16 protein-coding genes are annotated in these 16,978 nt (G+C 76.3%); 7 read left to right on the top strand and 9 right to left on the bottom strand.

The window, feature by feature from the left end; translation table 11 throughout:
* Positions 1–87 precede the first annotated feature (87 nt).
* Both AMOR_RS10140 and AMOR_RS10135 read right to left on the bottom strand, forming a co-directional pair.
* The gene (locus AMOR_RS10140) at positions 88–1,569 is read right to left on the bottom strand and encodes a GTPase/DUF3482 domain-containing protein (RefSeq protein ID WP_248360693.1); all 1,482 of its coding nucleotides are present in this window, start codon (positions 1,567–1,569) and stop codon (positions 88–90) included.
* Complete coding sequence (locus tag AMOR_RS10135) at positions 1,566–3,125, bottom strand: DUF2868 domain-containing protein (RefSeq protein ID WP_248360692.1); 1,560 nt, start codon at positions 3,123–3,125, stop codon at positions 1,566–1,568. The genes AMOR_RS10140 and AMOR_RS10135 overlap by 4 nt, the downstream gene beginning before the upstream one ends.
* 171 nt (positions 3,126–3,296) lie before the next feature.
* Here AMOR_RS10135 and AMOR_RS10130 point away from each other — a divergent pair, with 171 nt between their 5' ends.
* Positions 3,297–3,650 carry a hypothetical protein gene (locus AMOR_RS10130; protein ID WP_248360691.1) on the top strand — a complete coding sequence of 118 codons (354 nt, stop codon included), beginning with the start codon at positions 3,297–3,299 and terminating at the stop codon, positions 3,648–3,650.
* On the opposite strand, the gene AMOR_RS10125 is transcribed toward AMOR_RS10130, so the two are convergent.
* Positions 3,647–4,759, bottom strand: a complete 1,113-nt coding sequence (locus AMOR_RS10125; RefSeq protein ID WP_248360690.1) for a DNA methyltransferase — start codon at positions 4,757–4,759, stop codon at positions 3,647–3,649. The genes AMOR_RS10130 and AMOR_RS10125 overlap by 4 nt on opposite strands.
* Positions 4,760–4,862: 103 nt before the next feature.
* Here AMOR_RS10125 and AMOR_RS10120 point away from each other — a divergent pair, with 103 nt between their 5' ends.
* A complete protein-coding gene (locus tag AMOR_RS10120) occupies positions 4,863–5,171 on the top strand; it encodes a hypothetical protein (protein ID WP_248360689.1) in 309 nt (102 codons plus the stop codon).
* 192 nt (positions 5,172–5,363) lie between these two features.
* Here the strand turns inward: AMOR_RS10120 and AMOR_RS10115 are convergent, their stop codons facing one another.
* The 5 genes from AMOR_RS10115 to AMOR_RS10095 form a co-directional block, all read right to left on the bottom strand.
* On the bottom strand, positions 5,364–6,077 hold the full coding sequence (locus tag AMOR_RS10115; protein WP_248360688.1) for a hypothetical protein: 714 nt from the start codon (positions 6,075–6,077) through the stop codon (positions 5,364–5,366).
* Between the two features lie 72 nt (positions 6,078–6,149).
* On the bottom strand, positions 6,150–6,611 hold the full coding sequence (locus tag AMOR_RS10110) for a cupin domain-containing protein (protein ID WP_248360687.1): 462 nt from the start codon (positions 6,609–6,611) through the stop codon (positions 6,150–6,152).
* A gap of 111 nt (positions 6,612–6,722) precedes the next feature.
* Entirely contained in the window at positions 6,723–8,120 is a 1,398-nt protein-coding gene (locus AMOR_RS10105; RefSeq protein WP_248360686.1) for a hypothetical protein, read from the bottom strand.
* A gap of 167 nt (positions 8,121–8,287) precedes the next feature.
* Positions 8,288–8,887 (bottom strand): YceI family protein, encoded by a 600-nt coding sequence (locus AMOR_RS10100; protein WP_248360685.1) that lies wholly within the window; start codon positions 8,885–8,887, stop codon positions 8,288–8,290.
* A 52-nt stretch (positions 8,888–8,939) separates the two neighbouring features.
* Positions 8,940–9,485: a YceI family protein gene (locus AMOR_RS10095; RefSeq protein ID WP_248360684.1), complete on the bottom strand. Its 546-nt coding sequence runs from the start codon at positions 9,483–9,485 to the stop codon at positions 8,940–8,942.
* A gap of 126 nt (positions 9,486–9,611) precedes the next feature.
* Between AMOR_RS10095 and AMOR_RS10090 the strand changes: the two genes are divergently transcribed.
* Positions 9,612–10,514: a LysR family transcriptional regulator gene (locus tag AMOR_RS10090; RefSeq protein WP_248360683.1), complete on the top strand. Its 903-nt coding sequence runs from the start codon at positions 9,612–9,614 to the stop codon at positions 10,512–10,514.
* Between the two features lie 82 nt (positions 10,515–10,596).
* Here the strand turns inward: AMOR_RS10090 and AMOR_RS10085 are convergent, their stop codons facing one another.
* Complete coding sequence (locus AMOR_RS10085; RefSeq protein WP_248360682.1) at positions 10,597–13,446, bottom strand: cation-translocating P-type ATPase; 2,850 nt, start codon at positions 13,444–13,446, stop codon at positions 10,597–10,599.
* Positions 13,447–13,673: 227 nt separating this feature from the next.
* Between AMOR_RS10085 and AMOR_RS10080 the strand changes: the two genes are divergently transcribed.
* The 4 genes from AMOR_RS10080 (at position 13,674) to AMOR_RS10065 (ending at position 16,973) form a co-directional block, all read left to right on the top strand.
* Positions 13,674–14,330, top strand: a complete 657-nt coding sequence (locus AMOR_RS10080; protein ID WP_248360681.1) for a phosphoribosyltransferase — start codon at positions 13,674–13,676, stop codon at positions 14,328–14,330.
* A gap of 383 nt (positions 14,331–14,713) precedes the next feature.
* Positions 14,714–15,379: a phosphoribosyltransferase gene (locus tag AMOR_RS10075; protein WP_248360680.1), complete on the top strand. Its 666-nt coding sequence runs from the start codon at positions 14,714–14,716 to the stop codon at positions 15,377–15,379.
* A complete protein-coding gene (locus AMOR_RS10070; RefSeq protein WP_248360679.1) occupies positions 15,376–16,467 on the top strand; it encodes an aminoglycoside phosphotransferase family protein in 1,092 nt (363 codons plus the stop codon). The genes AMOR_RS10075 and AMOR_RS10070 overlap by 4 nt, the downstream gene beginning before the upstream one ends.
* The gene (locus tag AMOR_RS10065) at positions 16,464–16,973 is read left to right on the top strand and encodes an adenylyl-sulfate kinase (RefSeq protein ID WP_248360678.1); all 510 of its coding nucleotides are present in this window, start codon (positions 16,464–16,466) and stop codon (positions 16,971–16,973) included. Before AMOR_RS10070 ends, AMOR_RS10065 begins: the two co-directional genes overlap by 4 nt.
* Positions 16,974–16,978 lie beyond the last annotated feature (5 nt).

The raw sequence follows: 16,978 nt of genomic DNA, 5'->3' as shown, positions 1-16,978 counted from the left end.
GCCCATGGCTCCCCTGTCCGAAAAGCCCATTCGGACCCGTCCGCGGGGACAAATCAAGCGGCACGCGAGCGGGGCGGCCCGGCTCGCCTAGACCGGGGCGGGGTCGCCGGGGAGCGGATCGACCCGCGCCAGCACCCGCGCGATCGCCCGCTCGAGCGCGTCGCGGACGGTGCGCGGCGGATCCGGCGCGCCGCGGCGCAGCCGGAGGAACACGGCCTCGAGCTCGCGGCGCTCCCCGCGCGCGAGGTCGGCGACGACGCCGGCGCGCGCTCCGGACGCGAGCGCGACCTCGCCGCGGCGTGCGTGCGCGTGGTGCACCACCGCGTCGTAGTGGAGGAGGGCGCGGTCGAGCAGGATCCACGGGAAGTTCAGACCCGCGTGCGGCCCGATGCGGAACGTCCGGCCCCGTGCGACCAGGCGGCGAGCGTCGAGCAGGAGCCCCGGCACCCCCGGCGGCCCGGCCGGGCGCACCCGCGCGAAGCGGCGCCCGACGCCGTAGAGCGCGCCGCCGCCGCCGAGCGCGCCGCCGAGCACGGTCCCGGCGAGCAGGCTCGCCCCGCCGACCGCCGCGTCGATCGCGCCGCCCACGGTCGCGCCGGCGATGGCCCCGGCGGCGACGAGCTGCCCGGGGGAGAGGCCGAGGATCTGCCAGGTCTCCTCCGCGAAGAGGTCCTTCTCGAGCGCGGGCCGCTCGAGCGCCGCCTCGCGGAACGTCGCCTCGCCGATCGCGTACAGCGCCTCGACGCGCCGTCGCGCCCGGGCCTCCCGCGCGCGGAGCGCGTCGTGGAAGCTCCGCTCGAGCCGGTCGCGCTCGCCCCGGAGCGCGGCGGGGTCCGCGACGGTGAGCTCCTCCACGTGCGTGAGCGCATCGGCGAGGAGGTCCGCGATCTCGGCGGCGGCGTCCGCGCGGCGCCGGAGCCGCTGCGCGACGAGCGCCGCCAGCGCCTCGTCGATCGCCGACCTCCACTCCGGGCGGAGCTCCCGGAACGCGCGCAGGAGGGCGAGGCGCTCCTCGAACGTCGCGGCGTGCGCGTCGAAGTCGCGCACGACGTGGAAGTACTGGCCGAGGGCGCGGTGCCACTCGGCCGCGTGGTCGCCCGCGCCGATCCGGTTCACGAGCGCCATCGCGGGGCGCCCGGCCCAGCGGAGGATCTCCATCTCCGCCTCGTAGTTCGGCCGGAAGGGCTTCGTGCCGTCGACGACGTAGAGCACGCTCGCGCCGGCCAGGATGGGGGCGAGGAGCCGCCGCTCCTCGACGAAGTCGTCGGTGCCCTCGTGCCCGCGGACGAGCTCCGCGACGCGGGCGGGGCGCTCCGACGCGGAAACCTCGCGCGCGCGGAGCCAGGCGAGGGCGCGCGGCGCGTCCTCGAACCCGGGCGTGTCGACCAGCACGAACAGCGTCCGGCCGTCCACCTTCACCGGGTACTCGCGGATCTCCGTGGTCGTGCCCGGGCGCGGGTCGATCCGGACGGACTCGTCCTCGGCGAGCGTCGAGACGATGCTCGACTTCCCCTTGTTCACGCGCCCGACCACCGCGAAGCGCGGGACCTCGGTGTCCGGCGCCGTCACGCGATCCCCCGGAGCGGCTCGACGGCGAGGAACGGGTCGGCGAGGCGGGCGAGGACGTCTCGCCAGGTGCGGACGTCGGCGGCGCGCGGCGGCCGCGGCAGGCCGCGGACGGCGTCGACGAGGAGCACGACGAGGTGGCGGCGCGGGCCGAGCGCCCGGCGCAGGTCGGTGAGGAGCCGGAGCGCGGCACGGTCCGGCGCCTCGAACGCCTCCGCGACGAGCACCACGGGCTCGGCGCCATCCACCGCCGCCCGCCAGTCGACGCCCGCCTCGTCGTAGGCGCGCCCGCCCGCGGCGCGGACGAGGGCGACGGGCCGGTGCGTCTGCGCCGCCACGGCGCGCGCGAGGGCCTCGCCGGACGGCACGTCGCGCCAGAGCACGACGGCGCAGCGGCCGCCCTCGCCCGGCCGGGCGACGACGTCGGGGAGGGGCGCCGGCGCGGGCGCGTCCGCCTCGGGCGCCTCGGCCCGGGTCGCGACGTGGGGCTCGACGAGGCGCCGGACCACGCGCGACACCTCCGCGTCGTCGAGCGGCAGGCGCGCGAGGAGCCGGCGCGCGCGGAGCGAGGCCACGGCGAGCGTCGCCGCCCGGGGGAGGAGGCCGTAGGTGCCGATCGCGGCGAGGAGGAAGGGCCACCAGCCGCCCACGAGGTCGGGGCGCGCCGCGCGCCCGGCGCCCGCGAGGAAGTAGGCCGACTCGAGTCGCGAGTAGCGGGTCGCCTCGACGAGGGCGAGCGACGGATCCGCGTCGGGCCAGAGGGCGCGCCAGGGCAGCGCGAGGGCGTGGACGAGGGCGTGGAAGCGCGCCGGGTCGAGCACGGCGAGCGTGGACGACCAGCCGAAGGCGACGTCGGAGAAGACCACGAGGCGGAGCGCGGCGAGGAGCGCGCCCACGTTGAAGGCGACGCCGAACGCCTGCGTGAGCCCGAGCACGAGCCACGGCTCGAGCCGGTGGTAGAGCGAGCGTCGCGAGCGGAGGTGGTGCCAGAGGGCGAGCCACTCGGTCCGGCGCGCGGCGGCGGCCGTGTCGCGGGGCCCGCCGGAGCGGCGCGCAACGGAGGCGGCGCGGGCCGCGAGCGCGGGGTAGAGGGCCGCGACGGCGCCGCGGAGCGGACCGAGGATCGCCGCGCCGGTGGCGGCGAGCGGGACGAGGAACGAGGCGACCAGCGCGGCGAAGAGGAGGATCTGCAGGGCGACGAGGAGCAGGAGCGCGTCCCACACGTTCACCGGGTGGCCGCCGTCGTACCGAAGCACCGCGCTCGCGGCGCCCCAGCCCAGCGCGAGCCCGAGGAGGACGAGCGCGGCCCGGACCGCGGAGACCGCCCGCGCGACGGCACCGCCGGGCGAGGGCCGGCCCGGCTCCGCCGCGCGGAGCGCCGCGAGCCAGCGCGCCACGAGCGCGGCCCGGCGCGGGCCCGGCGCGGCGTCGGCGGGCGCGGGCCGCACGAGAGCGCGGTCGCGGGCCTCCAGCGCGGCGGGATCGGCGTCGCGGTCGCGGAGGAGCTGGGCCTCGAGGTCGACGAGATCGGCGAGGGTCATCGGACGGGCGCCGCGCACCTGAAAGATGCTGCGCGGTCAGGTGTCGCGCCTCGGGGTGGGAGGTCGGGGCGCCTTCCGGGGTGGGTCGGGGCCGGTGTAGGTCGGCGCCGAGCCGAGCCCGGGCGAACCTCGCTCCGGGTCGCGGTCGGAGCGGCCCCGGCTGTCGGCCCCCCGAGGTATGAGACAGGGATGCCCGACGCCCTCCCGGCCGCCGCGCCCGTCGCCGCCACCCGCTACGCCGTCGCCGTCCACGCCATCGCCTCGGCCATCGCCGCCGAGCTCGACACCGATCAGCTGTCCGGCGACGCCGCCTGGGAGCGCGCCGAGGCGGCGCTCGCCCGCCACCGCTCCGGCGGCCCGCACCACTGGCTCTTCGAGGGCACCGAGCCGCTCGCGGTGTCTCCGAGCGTCTTCGACGCCCTCGAGCCCCGCGAGGACGGCACCCGCGACTGGCTCCAGGGGAGCGTCCAGTCGGCCGCTGCCGCCGTCGTGAAGTTCGACGTGTTCCAGCGCCTGCTGGAGCTGCGCGAGATGGGGGACTAGGGTCCCGTCCACGCCGGCCGGCGCTCCGCGGCGCCGTCCGCCGCGACCCGCGCGACGCCCACCTGGAAGTAGGTCGGGTCGAGCTCGGCCGCGAAGGCGCGTCGCCCGAGGCGTCGCGCCGCGAGCGCGGCCGTGAAGAGTCCGCCGAACGGCTCCCAGACCACGTCGCCGGGGCTCGTCGAGGCCTCCACGATCCTCGACACGAGGTCGAGCGGCTTCTGGTTCAGGTGCACCGCTCGGCCGCCGGGGATGCGGACGCGCTCCGGCCCCGCGACCGGCGCGCGCTCCCACACGTTCGTCACGCCGAACGGGCAGCAAAAGGTGGAGCGCATCCGTGCCCAGACCGCCGCCGTGACCGGCGCCACGCCGTCGAGGGCGAAGTAGGGGCGCCCCTCCGGCCGGCCGCGGGCGTTCGCGTGCTCGGCGAGGCGCGCCATCGCCTCGGGCGGCGGGAAGTACCAGAGGTGCGACTGGTCGAGGTACTTGCGGACCGCCGCGTCCTTCACCCCGCACGCCGCGTTCGCGGCCTTGAGCGGCAGCCCCGTCCGCCGCCACTCCGCGAGCAGCCAGGACTTGAGCGGCGCGCCGCCGGGCGCGACCGGCGCGCGGACGTACTGCACGCAGACCTCGGTCACCACCGGGAAGCGGCGGATCGAGCCGGTGTTCACGTTCCCGGCGACGTGCCCGCGCCCCTTGTTCCAGACGTTGCACGCGACGTAGCGCCAGCCGTGGCGCTCGAGGACCGGGTGCGCCGCGGCCCAGCCGATCTCCGAGTTCCAGAACCAGAGCGTGGTCGCGGGTGTCGCGGCGCGCGCCCAGGCGGCGGCGTGCGGCTCGTACCAGGCCGGCACCTCGAGGTGGTCGGAGGTGTCGCCCTCGAACCCGAGCACGCCATACGCGCCGTCGGACACGATCGCCGCCGGCGCGGGCCACGCCGCGTACTGGTCGAGCGCGTCGCCGTGGTGCAGCGACACGAGCGCGTCGCGCCAGATCGGCGCGCGCGGCCGGCCGCGCAGGACGAGAGCCTTCCCGCGGCCGACCGTGGTCGGCGCCGGGGCGCGCGCGCGGCGCGCCGGGTGGGCGGGGGCGGGGCGGCGGGCGCGGGGCATCGAGGCTCCCCACGCGTACCGGACCCGTCTGACACGCGACTTCCGAAAAGGACGCGGGCCGGGCGGGGAGCTGTTCTCCCCGTCCGGCCCCCGTCGCGTCGTCGTGCGCCGGAACTACTGGCCGCTGCCGCTGGTGCTGCTGCCCGCGGCGCCGCCGGACGAGCCGCTGGTGCCCGTGTCGTTCGTCCCCGAGGTGGACCCGCCCGTCGAGCCCGCGCTGCCGCTCGAGGAGCCGGAGCCGCCGAGCGAGCCGGAGCTGGACGTGTCGCTGCCGGAGGAGCCGGTGCCGCCCGGCGTCGTCGTGGACGAGCCGGCGCCGCCCGTCGAGCTGCCGCCGAGCGAGCCGCTGGTGCCCGACGAGCTGCTGTCCGGCGTCGTGCTGGTGCCGGAGGAGCCGGTGCTCCCGCCGTAGGTCGACGAGTCCGAGGAGCCCGTCCCGCCGGTCGTCGTGCCGCTGCCGGTCGTGGTGCTGTGGTGCTTCTTCTTCTTCTTCTGGGTGGTCGTCGACGAACCGGTCGTGTCCGAGCTGCCGGTGGTGCCCGAGCTCATCGAGCCCGCGCTGCCGGTCGACGACCCGGCGCTGCCCGGGGTCGCCGTGTCGGTGCTACTGCCCGAGGTGCCGGAGCCCATCGAGCCCGCGCTGCCGGTCGACGACCCGGAGCTGCCCGGAGTCGCCGTGTCGGTGCTGCTGCCCGAGGTGCCGGAGCCCATCGAGCCCGCGCTGCCGGTCGAAGACCCGGCGCTGCCCGGGGTCGCCGTGTCGGTGCTGCTGCCCGTGGTGCCGGAGCCCGTCGAGCCCGCGCTGCCGGCCGCCGGCGACCCGGAGCTGCCTGGAGTCGTGGTGTCGGTGCTGGTGCCGGAGGAGCCGGAGCCCGTCGAGCCTGCGCTGCCGGACGACCCGGAGGTGCCCGGAGTCGTCGTATCGCTGCTGCTGCCGGTCCCGCCCGGCGTCGCGCTGCCGGCCGAGCCGCTGCCCATCGAGCCGGCGCTGCCGGAGGAGCCGGTCCCGGAGGTCGAGCTGCCACCCGGGTTCGTGCTGCTCTGGTCGGAGCCGCTCGCGCCGGCGGAGCTGCCGGCCGAGCCGCTCTGGGCGTACGCGCCTCCCGCCACCAGCATCGCGCCGGCGATGATCGCTGCAAGCCTCTTCACCATGTGCTGCCCCCTGGAAGCCCGCGCCGTGCGCGGGCCATTCGTTGTCACGCGAGACTTCGCGGGCGGGCGGCGCGCCCGGCCGGATGCCGGGCGGCGCCAGACGCGGAGTGGTGGATGTCGAGGACGACGCCCCACCCGCCTCGAGTGCGTTCGTCGAAACCTGCACACGGTCCGCGAAGCCACAACAGAGGGCGGAGCGCTGGTGACGCGAGGGGGCGAGCTGGCGCCGCCAGGCTGGTCAGCGGTGGATCGCGTCGACCCAGCGGACCTGCTCCGGAGCCTCTGCTGGCGTGAGGTCCAGGTTGACGACCACCGGATCGGCGTCGCTGCGGACGAGCACGCACTCGAGCGGCTCGTCGCTGCTCGCGTTCAGCTCCTGGTGCGGGACGTAGGGCGGCACGAAGATGAAGTCGCCGGGGCCGGCCTCGGCCGTGAACTCGAGCCGCTCGCCCCAACGCATCCGGGCGCGGCCGCTCACGACGTAGATGATGCTCTCGAGCGCGCCGTGGTGGTGCGGGCCGGTGCGCGCGCCGGGGTGGATCCGCACCGTTCCGGCCCAGATTCGCTGCGCGCCGACGGTCGCGCGGCTGATCGCGGCCGCGCGAGTCATGCCGGGCGTCTGCGGCGTGTTCGGATCGAGCTCGCCGCCCCGGATCACCCGCACGCCGTCGAGGCGCCACCTCGGTTCGCTGGTGCTCATCGCTCCCCCTCCATCAGATGCGCCCGCGCGCGGAACGCGGCGACGCCCACCGGGGATCGGCGTCGATGTCCGCCGCCCGGCCCACCGAAGGCGGACCGGGCGGCGGCGCGGCTACAGCGACTGGAGGTATTGCTCGAGGTCGTCCTTGTCCGCGTCCGACAGCCCCAGGTGGAAGGTGGCGTCGTAGTGGTTCACGACGTCACGGAGCGTCGCGAACCGACCATCGTGGTAGTAGCCGCGCTTTCCGTGCGTCCAGAGGCCGCGGAGGGGCGTCGTGCGGTACCGGCCGTCGGGCGAGCGGCTCGCCTGGAAATCGTCGATCCCGATCTCCTGGCCGGTGTGCAGGTTCCAGCCAGGCTCGGTGAAGATCGGCGGGACGTGGCAGGTGGCGCACTTCGCGGCGCCGGCGAAGAGCTTCCCGCCCCGCTGCGCCGCGGCTGCGTCGAAGCTGCCCTTCGGCGGCCGAGGCGCGTCGATGGCGAGCTGGTAGAGGTGGAGTGCGGGAAGCTTCGACGTCACGAGATCGGGGTCGCTCCGCACGTGCCCGAAGCCGTTCGCGGCGGCGATGGGGAACTTGGACGCGTCGTCGAGCCGTGGATCGAAGAACGTGCCCTGGCCGTGCATCTCGAGGTTCGCGACGAACGCGTTCCAGTGCGTGACGGAGCCCCAGCCGGTCCAGGTGTGGAGGTTCACGCCGGCGAGACCGAACGCGGGCGGGATGAGCGTCGCGGCGGACTTGCCGTCGGGGCGGAGCGCCTTCCCGTCGAGGAACACCTCGGCGTCGAACTTGCCGGGCCCCCAGGTCGCGAGGACCTGCCGGAGCGTGTCGACCGAGACGCCGAGGAGCTTCGCCACCGGGTCGAGGTTCGGCGCGAGGCTCACGATCGCGCCGACGTTCAGGTCCTGGTTCGACCAGCCGTCGAGCCGGTGGCCGATCCCGGGCGCGAACGAGTCGTCCACCCGCGAGTGGCAGAGCGCGCACTGGATTCCCACGGAGCGGAGGCCGCCGCTCCCGTCGGGGAAGCCGGTGATGCCGACGACCGCGTTCAGCTTCAGCAGCGCGAGCGTCACGCCCGGATCGTCGAGGTCGACCTTCCCGGCCGCCAGCGCCTGGCGCACGTCGCCGGGCAGCGCGTCCACGTCCACCTTCAGGCCGGCGGCGAGCGCCGCCTTCGGCGAGAGCCCGGGCCCGACGCCGCCGTGCGCCTCTCCCTCGATCGCCTCGTGGAGCTTCAGCGTATCGCCCCAGAACGCCTCGTCGCCGAACGTGTCGAACCTGAACACCTTTCGTCCGTCGGCGAGCCGCGCCATCGCCGCCTCGGCGACGTCGCGCGCGTCGTCTTCGCGATCCGCGGCGTGCGCGGTCGCGATGGGCCGCGCCGCCCCGGCGGCCCGTTCCAGGGCCGGCCCCCCGCTGCACGCCGCCTGGACGAGCGCCGCGGTCGCGAGCACGCCCAGCACGCCGAAGGCGATCCAACCACTCCGCTTGTGAACCTGCCGGTGAGACACGTGTGTCCTCCTGCGGCGCGACAGAGGGGCGCCGCTCGGGAGGATTCGATGGTGGGCGCGCGCCGGGGTGACGGAGGGACCCCTCTTGCGGGCGCGCGGCCCGACGAAGAGAAGCCGGCCCCGCGGACGGGGCCGGCTTCGGTGCGATCGCTTCCTGGACGGCTTCGCTACCTCGCGGCCGCCTTGGGCTGGTCCTTCACGACCTCGAGGTCGAGCGCGATGGTCACCTCGTCGCCCACGGCGGGGCCGGCCTCGACGAGCTTGTTCCAGGTGAGGCCGAAGTCCTTCCGATCGATCTTCGTCGTCGCAGCGAACCCGCGGCGGGTCTCGCCGTACATCCCCTTCACCTCGGGCGAGGCCTTCACGTCGAGCGTCACCGGCCTGGTCACGCCGTGCAGGGTGAGGTCGCCCGTGACCGTGAGGCCGTCCTTGCCCGCCTTCGCGACCTTCGTCGACTTGAAGGTGATGGTCGGGTACTTCGCGACGTCGAAGAAGTCCGGCGACTTGAGGTGCGCGTCGCGGTCCGCGACGTGCGTGTCGAGGCTGTTCACGTCGATCGTCGCCTCGACGGTGGACCTCGTGACGTCCGCGTCGTCGAGCTTCACGACGCCGGAGAAGGTCCGGAACTCACCGCGCACGGTGGAGATGACGAGGTGCTTCACCGCGAACCCAGCGGTCGAGTGGGACGGGTCGAGGTTGTACGCGCCCTGGCCGGCGAGGGCGAGGGCGGGGAGGACGGCGGCGAGCGTGGCGAGGAGCTTCTTCATGGTCGGGGATTCCTTTCGGCGCGGGAGTGAGGGGTGAGGGGCGGGGCGCCGCTCAGGCGGCGACGGAGGCGGCCTTCTTCACCGCCTCGAGCTCGATGGTGATCTCGACCTTCTCGCCGACGAGCACTCCGCCGGTCTCGAGCGCGGCGTTCCAGACGAGGCCGAACTCGCGGCGGTCGATCGCGGCCTTCGCGGAGAACCCGGCGCGCTGGTTGCCCCAGGGGTCCTTGGCGCTGCCGGCGAACTCGGCCTCGAGCACGACCTCGCGGGTCACGCCGTGCAGCGAGAGGTCGCCCGTCACGCGGTAGCCCGCCCCGGCCTTCTCGAGCTTCCGCGACCGGAAGGCGATCTCGGGATGCTTCGCGACGTCGAGGAAGTCGGGCGACTTGAGGTGCGCGTCTCGGTCGGCGACCTGCGTGTCGATGGACGCCGCGTCGATCTTCACGTCGACGGTGGACCGCGTGAGGTCCGCCTCGTCGAGCTGGATCGCGCCCGACCACCTGGCGAAGCGGCCGTGGACCTTGGAGATGACCATGTGCCGGACCCAGAAGTGGATCGCGGAGTGGCCGACGTCGATGTCCCAGGTGGTGGATGCCATGTCTTCTTTCCCTTCGTGTGGAGCGCGTTGCGCCCGGTTCCGTCCTGCTGTCGAGGCGTAACTTGCCTCCGTTGCTTCGATGGCGCAATCTGCGCTGGAGCACATCACCGTTCCGCTGGAGCAACGATGGATCTGAACCTCCTCACCACCTTCGAGGCCGTCGCGCGCACCGCGAGCTTCTCCGCCGCCGCGAAGGAGCTCCGGCTCCCGAAGTCCTCGGTGAGCCGCGGCATCGCGCGGCTCGAGGCCGACCTCGGCGTGCAGCTCGTCTTCCGCACCACGCGCCAGGTCTCGCTGTCCGCCGCGGGCACGGCGCTCTACGACCGCATCTCGCCGCTCCTCCGGTCGGTGAAGGCGGCGCTCGGGGAGATGCCGGAGCGCGAGGAGCTGCCCTCGGGCGAGCTTCGCGTCACCGCGCCGGTGGACCTCGGCGTCCTCTTCCTCGCCGAGGTCGTGACCCGCTACACGGCCAGGTACCCGTCGGTCTCGGTGGACCTGCACCTCACCGGACGCGTGGTCGACCTGGTCGGCGAGGGGTTCGACGTCGCGCTCCGCGTCGGGGCGAAGCTCGAGGACTCGAGCCTCGTCGTGCGGCGCGCGGCGTCGATCGTGTCGCAGGTCTACGCGTCTCCGCTCTACCTCGCGCGGCGCGGGACGCCGCGGACGGAGGCCGACCTCGCCGGGCACGAGTGGGTGGTCTTTCGCCCCGGGCCGCAGCGGCTCCGCGTCACGCCGCCCGCGCCGGCGACGGGCGTGGTGCCGCGCGGCCGGATCGTCTGCGACGACATCCTCTTCGCGCGCGACGCGGTCCGGGCCGGCGCCGGGCTCGGGCTCCTCCCCGGGTTCATGGTGGAGGCGGACGTCGTGGCCGGCCGGCTCGTCCGCGTCGTGCCGCGGTACGAGAGCCGGTCGGGGTGGCTTCACATCGTGACCCCCGCGGCGCGACACGTGCCGCGGAAGGTGACGGCGTTCCGTGACCTCGTCCTCGAGCTCCTCCGGACGCGGCTCGCCGTGTCGGCGACCGGCTGACGCGGGAGCTCGCTCGCGCCTGGTCCGCGCGCGCGTCACCTCGGCGGAGGGGGCCGCGGCCCCGCGGACGGAGGCCGGCAGATCATCGCTCCGGGCCCCGTCGCGGTACGCGCCCCCGCCGCAGGCGCGAGACACCCCGGACGATCCCCTTCCCGACCTCGTCCGCGAGCAGCGTCGCCGGCGCGCAGGCGAGGAGCCACGGCCACGCCGCCCCTGGCAGCGGCGCGGTCCCGAACATCGCCTGGAGCGGGGGCAGGTAGACGATGGCGAGCAGGAGCGCGACCTCGACGGCGATGCCGGCGGCGAGGAGCCGCCCCGGCCGCGCGAGGCGGAGCGCGGAGGTCCGCTCCGAGCGGCAGGCGAGGACGTTCCCGACCTGGCAGCAGACGATCGCCGCGAGGGCCGCCGAGGTCGCCTCGCGGTACGTGGCCGCGACCGCCGCAGGGGCCGCGTGCGCGAGCAGCGCCGGCGTGACCGCCTGGAGCGCCCCGAGCCCGTACCCCGCGCGCCACCACACCGCGAAGAACGCGGCGAGGCACGCCGCCGCCTCGACCACCCCGAGCCACCCGTAGGCGCGGAGGAGCAACTGGACGTCGAGGACCCGCCGGCCGCGCGCGCGCGGTGGGCCCGCCATGAGCCCCGGCTCGGGCGGCTCGGCGCCGAGCGCGAGCGCGGGGAGCATGTCGGTGCCGAGGTCGATCGCGAGGATCTGCAGGATCCCGAGCGCCGGCGGCACGTGCAGCACGACCATCGCGAGGAACGGCGCGATCTCGGGGACGTTGGAGGTGAGCACGTACGCGAGGAACTTGCGGACGTTCGCGAAGGTCGTCCGGCCGCCCTCGACCGCCGCGACGATCGTGGAGAAGTCGTCGTCGAGCAGGACGACGTCCGCCGCCGCGCGGGCCACGTCCGTGCCGGCCCTGCCCATCGCGACCCCGACGTTTGCGGCGTGGAGGGCGGGCGCGTCGTTCACGCCGTCGCCGGTCACGGCGACCACGTGGCCGAGGCGCTGGTAGGCCCGCACGAGGCGCAGCTTCTGCTCAGGCGTGACCCGGGCGAAGACGAGGCCCGCGGACGCCTCGAGGAGCGCCTCGAGCGCCGGCTCGGCGAGCGCCTCGAGCGCGGAGCCGTCCACGACGCGCCACCCGGCCGTCCAGAGCCCCACCGCCTCGGCCACGGCGCGGGCGGTCAGGCCATGATCGCCGGTCACGATCGTCACGCGGACCCCGGCCCGCGCGCACGCGGCGAGCGCGGCGCCGACGCCGGCCCGCGGCGGGTCGGCGAGCGCGACGAGGCCGAGGAGCGTGAGGTCCCGCTCGACGGCGTCCGCATCCCGCCCGGCGAGCGCGCCGCCGTCCTCCCGGATCGCCACCGCGACGAGGCGCAGCCCCCGCGCGGCCAGGGCGTCGTGCACCTCCAGGACCTCCGCGCGACCGGCATCGTCCATCGCCCGCACGCCGGCGCCGTCCGCCACCCGCGTGCAGCGCTCGAGCACCGCGAGCGGCGCCCCCTTCACGATCGCGACCGGACCCGCGGTCGTCGCCGCGAGCGGCGGGCCGGCCCGCACCACCACGCTCATCCGCCGGCGGCGCGCGTCGAACGGCGCCTCGGCCAGCCTCGGGCACGCGCGCCGGAGCGCCGCCGGCTCGAGGCGCGCGGCGGCCGCCGCGGCGAGCAGGGCGCGATCGATGGGATCGGCGGACCCGCCCGTCGGGCCGACGTGCGCGTCGTTCGCGAGCGCGGCGGCGGCGAGGAGCCGCCGACCCGCCGCGCCGGCGTCGGCCGGGCCGTCGGAGCCGGCCGGGCCCCCGCGCCCGGCTGGCCCGGGGGTCCAGACGCGCTCCACCGAGAGCGCGTTCTCGGTGAGGGTGCCGGTCTTGTCGGTGCAGATCACGTCGACCGCGCCGAGCGTCTCCACGGCCGAGAGCCGCGACACGAGCGCGTGGCGCCGCGCCATCCGCTGCACGTTCGCGGCGAGCGTGATGGTGATCGCCGGGAGGAGCCCCTCCGGCACGTTCGCGACGATGATCCCGATGGCGAAGAGGAGGCTCTCCCAGAGCGGCGCGCCGAAGACGTGCAGCAGCGCGAACACCGCCACGCCCATCCCCACCGCGAGCGCCGTGACCGTCCGGACGATGCGCGCGACCTGGAGCTCGAGCGTGCTCGGCGCGCGACGGGTGGCCGTGGCGAGCCGGGCGATCCGGCCGAGCTCCGTCCGCGGCCCCGTCGCGAAGACGACGGCGCGGGCGCGCCCGGTCACGACCGTCGCGCCGGCCGGGGCGGCGCACGAGGCGTCCGCGACGGCGCGCGGCGCGAGACACGGGAGCGCGTCGCGATCCACCGGCAGCGACTCGCCGGTGAGCAGCGACACGTCCAGCCGGAGGAGCGTCGCCTGGACGATCCGCGCGTCCGCGACGACGCGGTCCCCCTCCGCGAGCACGAGCACGTCCCCCGGGACGACCTCCGCCGCCGCCACCTCCCGCGGGCCGCCACCGCGGAGCACGCGCGCGCGCCGCGGCATGAGCGCCTCGAGCGCGGCGAGGGCGCGGTCGCCCCGGTGCTCCTGCCACGCGCCGACCGCGCCGTTCACGACGACGACGAGGACGATCGCCCACCCGAGCTGCGGCATCGCGGACGCGAACGAGAGCCCCGCGGCCGCCCAGAGGAGGATCGCCATCGGGTGCGTCACCTGCGCCAGCGCGCGGCGCGCTCCCGACCGGCGCCGCGGCGGCGGGAGCTCGTTGCGGCCGATCGACGCGAGCCGCGCGCCGGCCTCGCGCTCGGTGAGGCCGCCCTCGCGCGTGCCGAGCGCGGCGGCCACGTCGGGCGCCGGCAGCGCGAGCGACGCCGTGGCCGGCGCGTCGGTGCTCGCGCCGCGCCGGTCGGGGCCAGGTGCCGCGCCCCGCTCCGCGGACGTCGCTCCTCTCGGCAAGCGATCCCCTCGCGGACTCTACGCTCCCGCAGGCCCGCGGCCCCCCGGCCGGCGGGGGCGGCCGGCCGCGGCGGACTGCCGCGACGCGTCGCCGGGCGCGACCGCGCCGCGGCCTCGACGGGTTCCGGTGAACGGGCCTCCACGGCGGTGTCGTTGTGCCCCGCGAACGAAGGTGAGAACGTCGAGGCGCGGCTCGCGGACGTCGCTCGCGCGCCGCGGGGGCGTCGATGATCTTCCAGGATCGGGAGCACGCCGGGCGCCTGCTCGCGGCGCGCCTCGAGCACCTCCGCGCCGAGGAGCCGGTCGTGTTCGGGCTCGCACGCGGCGGCCTCCCCGTCGCGCGCGAGGTATCGCGCGCCCTCGGCGCGCCCCTCGACCTCCTCGTCGTCCGCAAGCTCGCCACGCCCGGCGCGCCGGAGTGCGCCATCGGCGCGATCTCCGAGGCTGGCGCCGTGTTCGTCGACCGTGCGCTCGTGGCGGAGCTGGGCGTCACCGACGAGGAGGTCGCCGACATCGCGGAGCAGGCCGGGCGAGAGCTCGCCCGCCGCGTCCGCGCGTACCGCGGGGAGGTGCTGCCCATCGCGGTCGCCGGGCGGACGGTCATCGTCGTCGACGACGGCGTGGCGACCGGCGCGACCGCTCGCGCCGCGGGGCTCGCGGTGCGCCGTTGGGGCGCGGCTCGCGTCGTCCTCGCTGCGCCGGTCATCGCCGCGGTGAGCCTGGACGAGCTGCGCCGGCACTTCGACGAGGTGATCGCCGTCGAGGAGCCGCCGGACTTCCTCGCCGTGAGCTGGTGGTACCGGCGGTTCACGCAGGTGTCGGACGCAGAGGTGCTCGACTGCCTGCGGGATGCCCGCGCGCCCGACGCGGCGAGCGTGTCCTGAGCGATCCGCGCCGCAGCGGCGCGCGAGCCGTGGCCCGCACGCCGGCCCGCATCCCCGGGTAATCGTGCGCACCGCATGCGCCGCCTCCCGCACCCGACGCAACTTCCGCCGACGATGCCCGGGAGGGGATCCGTGGTTCGCGCCGCGATCGCTCGGATCGCGGCGGGCGGGGGCTGCGGAACGCGCGATGCACAGCTCTCCCACGCGCACCTCGTCGCGAGGGAACGAAGGACCGGGCGCCACCGACGCGTCTCGACGCGCCGACCGGATCCGGTCCGCTCGAGGGGACGGCGGGTGCGTGCCGGCGGGACCCCGGTGGGGGAAGACGGGCTCGACCCGGGTGGTGCGGAGGGGCCGGGATCCCGGCCGGCGTGGAGGATGCCATGACGTTCCGTGATCGGCGTGAAGCCGGGCGGCAGCTCGCGCGGCGGCTGCTACACCTCGCAGGCACGGCTCCGGTCGTGGTCGCCGTCGGCCCCGGAGGGTTCGCGGTCGCGGCCGAGATCGCCGACGTCCTCGGAGCGGAGCTCGACATCCGGGGGGCGGCCGAGCTCGTGCCGCTCCGGGGGGCGGAGCGGTCCCTCGGCGCGGTGGCGGAGCGCGGCGCCTGCCTGGTGGAGCCCGGCGCCGCGACCGAGCTCGGCGTCCCCGCGGAGGACGTCGAGCGGATGCTCGCGCAGCGACGGGCGGAGGCGGAGGAGCACGGCGCGACGTGCCGCGGCGGTCAGCCACCCATCGAGCTCGCGGGACGCAACGTGATCGTCGTCGCGGACGGCGTCGACGGCGGCCTCTCGCCGCGCGCGGTCGTGGACGCGGTCCGCTCGGAGCGGCCGGAGTGGCTCGTCCTCGCGACCCCGATCGCGGACCCGCGCCACCTCCCGGCGCTGCGGCGGGCCGTCGACGAGCTGGTGGTGCTCGACCTCCCGCCGGAGTTCATCGCGGTCGGCTACTGGTACGCGCAGGCGGCGCGGCCGACGGAGTACCAGGTCGCGGCGGCGCTCGCCGCCCGCGGGCGGGCCCCGGCGGTCCCGACGATGCACGGAGCATGACGATGGAGCGGGCCGGCAGCGACGCCATCGCGCGGGCGGTCTCGGAGCTCGTGCCCGGCGGCCGGGTGGTCGCGATCCGCGCCCTGGCGCCCGACGTGGGCGCGGGCGTGGCGCGCAAGGACGCTGGTTACGGGCGGCCGATGCGCGTCGAGGTCGAGGCGCCGGGCGGGGAGCGGCGGACGCTGGTGTTCCGGACCGCCCTCGCCGATCCGTTCGGCCACGACCGGCGCGCGGACCGGTGGGCGGAGCTGCTCCTCTCCTTCGACACCTTCGACGCGATCCCGGACCACGTGCGCGCGCTGGACGTCGGCGCGGTCGGGCCGGAGGGGCTCGTGTCGCTCCGGACCGCGGGCGAGCCGTACCTCGTCACGACGTTCGCGGAGGGGCGCCTCTACGCCGAGGACCTCCGCCGCGTGGCTCGCGACGGCGTGGTCGGCGAGGAGGACCTCGGGCGGTGCGAGGCGCTCGCGCGGTGGCTCGGGCGGCTCCACCGCGAGCCCAGGTCCGATCGGGTGGCGTGGCAGCGCGCCCTGCGCGATCTCCTCGGCTCGGGGGAAGGGATCTTCGGGATCGTCGACGCCTACCCGCCCGACACGCCGGGCGCCTCGCCGTCACGGCTCGCCGCCATCGAGCGGCGCTGTCTCGACTGGCGGTGGAAGCTGCGCGGCCGGGCCGATCGGCTCCGCCGGATCCACGGCGACTTCCACCCGTTCAACCTCGTCTTCTCCGAGGGGACCCGGTTCACCCTGCTCGACGCGAGCCGCGGGTGCCTCGGCGACCCCGCCGACGACGTGGCCGCGCTCACGGTGAACTACCCGTTCTTCGCCATCCAGGCGCCCGGGACGTGGGCACGCGGGTTCGGACCACTCTGGTGGCTCTTCTTCACGACCTACCTCGAGTGCGGCGGGGGGCGGGAGGTGCTGGAGGATCTCGCGCCGTTCCTCGCGTGGCGCGCGCTGGTCGTGTGCTGTCCGCGCTTCTACCCCGATCTCGGCGGACCGGCCCGGGACGCGCTGCTCGGGCTCGCGGAGCGCGCCCTGGACGCGCCGATGTTCGATCCGGCGCTCGCGGAGGCGCTCTTCCGGTGAGCGGCGGCGGCGCCGTCGTGTGGGTGACCGGGCTCCCGGCCTCGGGGAAGTCGACGCTCGCCGGCCGGCTCGCCGCGCGGCTCCGCGCCGACCGCGTGCCGTGCCTCGTCCTCGACGGCGATGCCGTCCGGGCGGCGCTCGGGCGGCCCGCCGGCCGGGGCGCCGACGACCGCGATCGCTTCTACGCGGCCCTCGGCAGCCTCGCGGCGACGTTCGCGGAGCAGGGGCTCGTCGTCATCGTGCCCGCCACGGCGCCGCGCCGGGCCCACCGCGACGCGGCCAGGGCGCTCGCCCCGCGCTTCCTGGAGGTGCTGGTCGCGACGCCGCTCGAGGCGTGCGCGCGACGCGATCCGAAGGGGCTCTACGCGGCGGCGCGCCGGGGCGAGGCGCCGGAGCTGCCCGGCGCGGGCGCACCGTACGAGCCTCCGCTCGCGCCGGACGTCATCGCGTCCGGCGGCGAGGACGAGCGCGCGGTCGAGGCGCTCCTCGCGAAGCTCGTGACATGAGAGCG

Origin of the sequence: Anaeromyxobacter oryzae, assembly GCF_023169945.1 — a bacterium.
GTDB classification, from domain to species: Bacteria; Myxococcota; Myxococcia; order Myxococcales; family Anaeromyxobacteraceae; genus Anaeromyxobacter; species Anaeromyxobacter oryzae.
The sequence above is the reverse complement of the archived record's forward strand: the minus strand, read 5'-3'. Positions and strand labels throughout refer to the sequence as shown.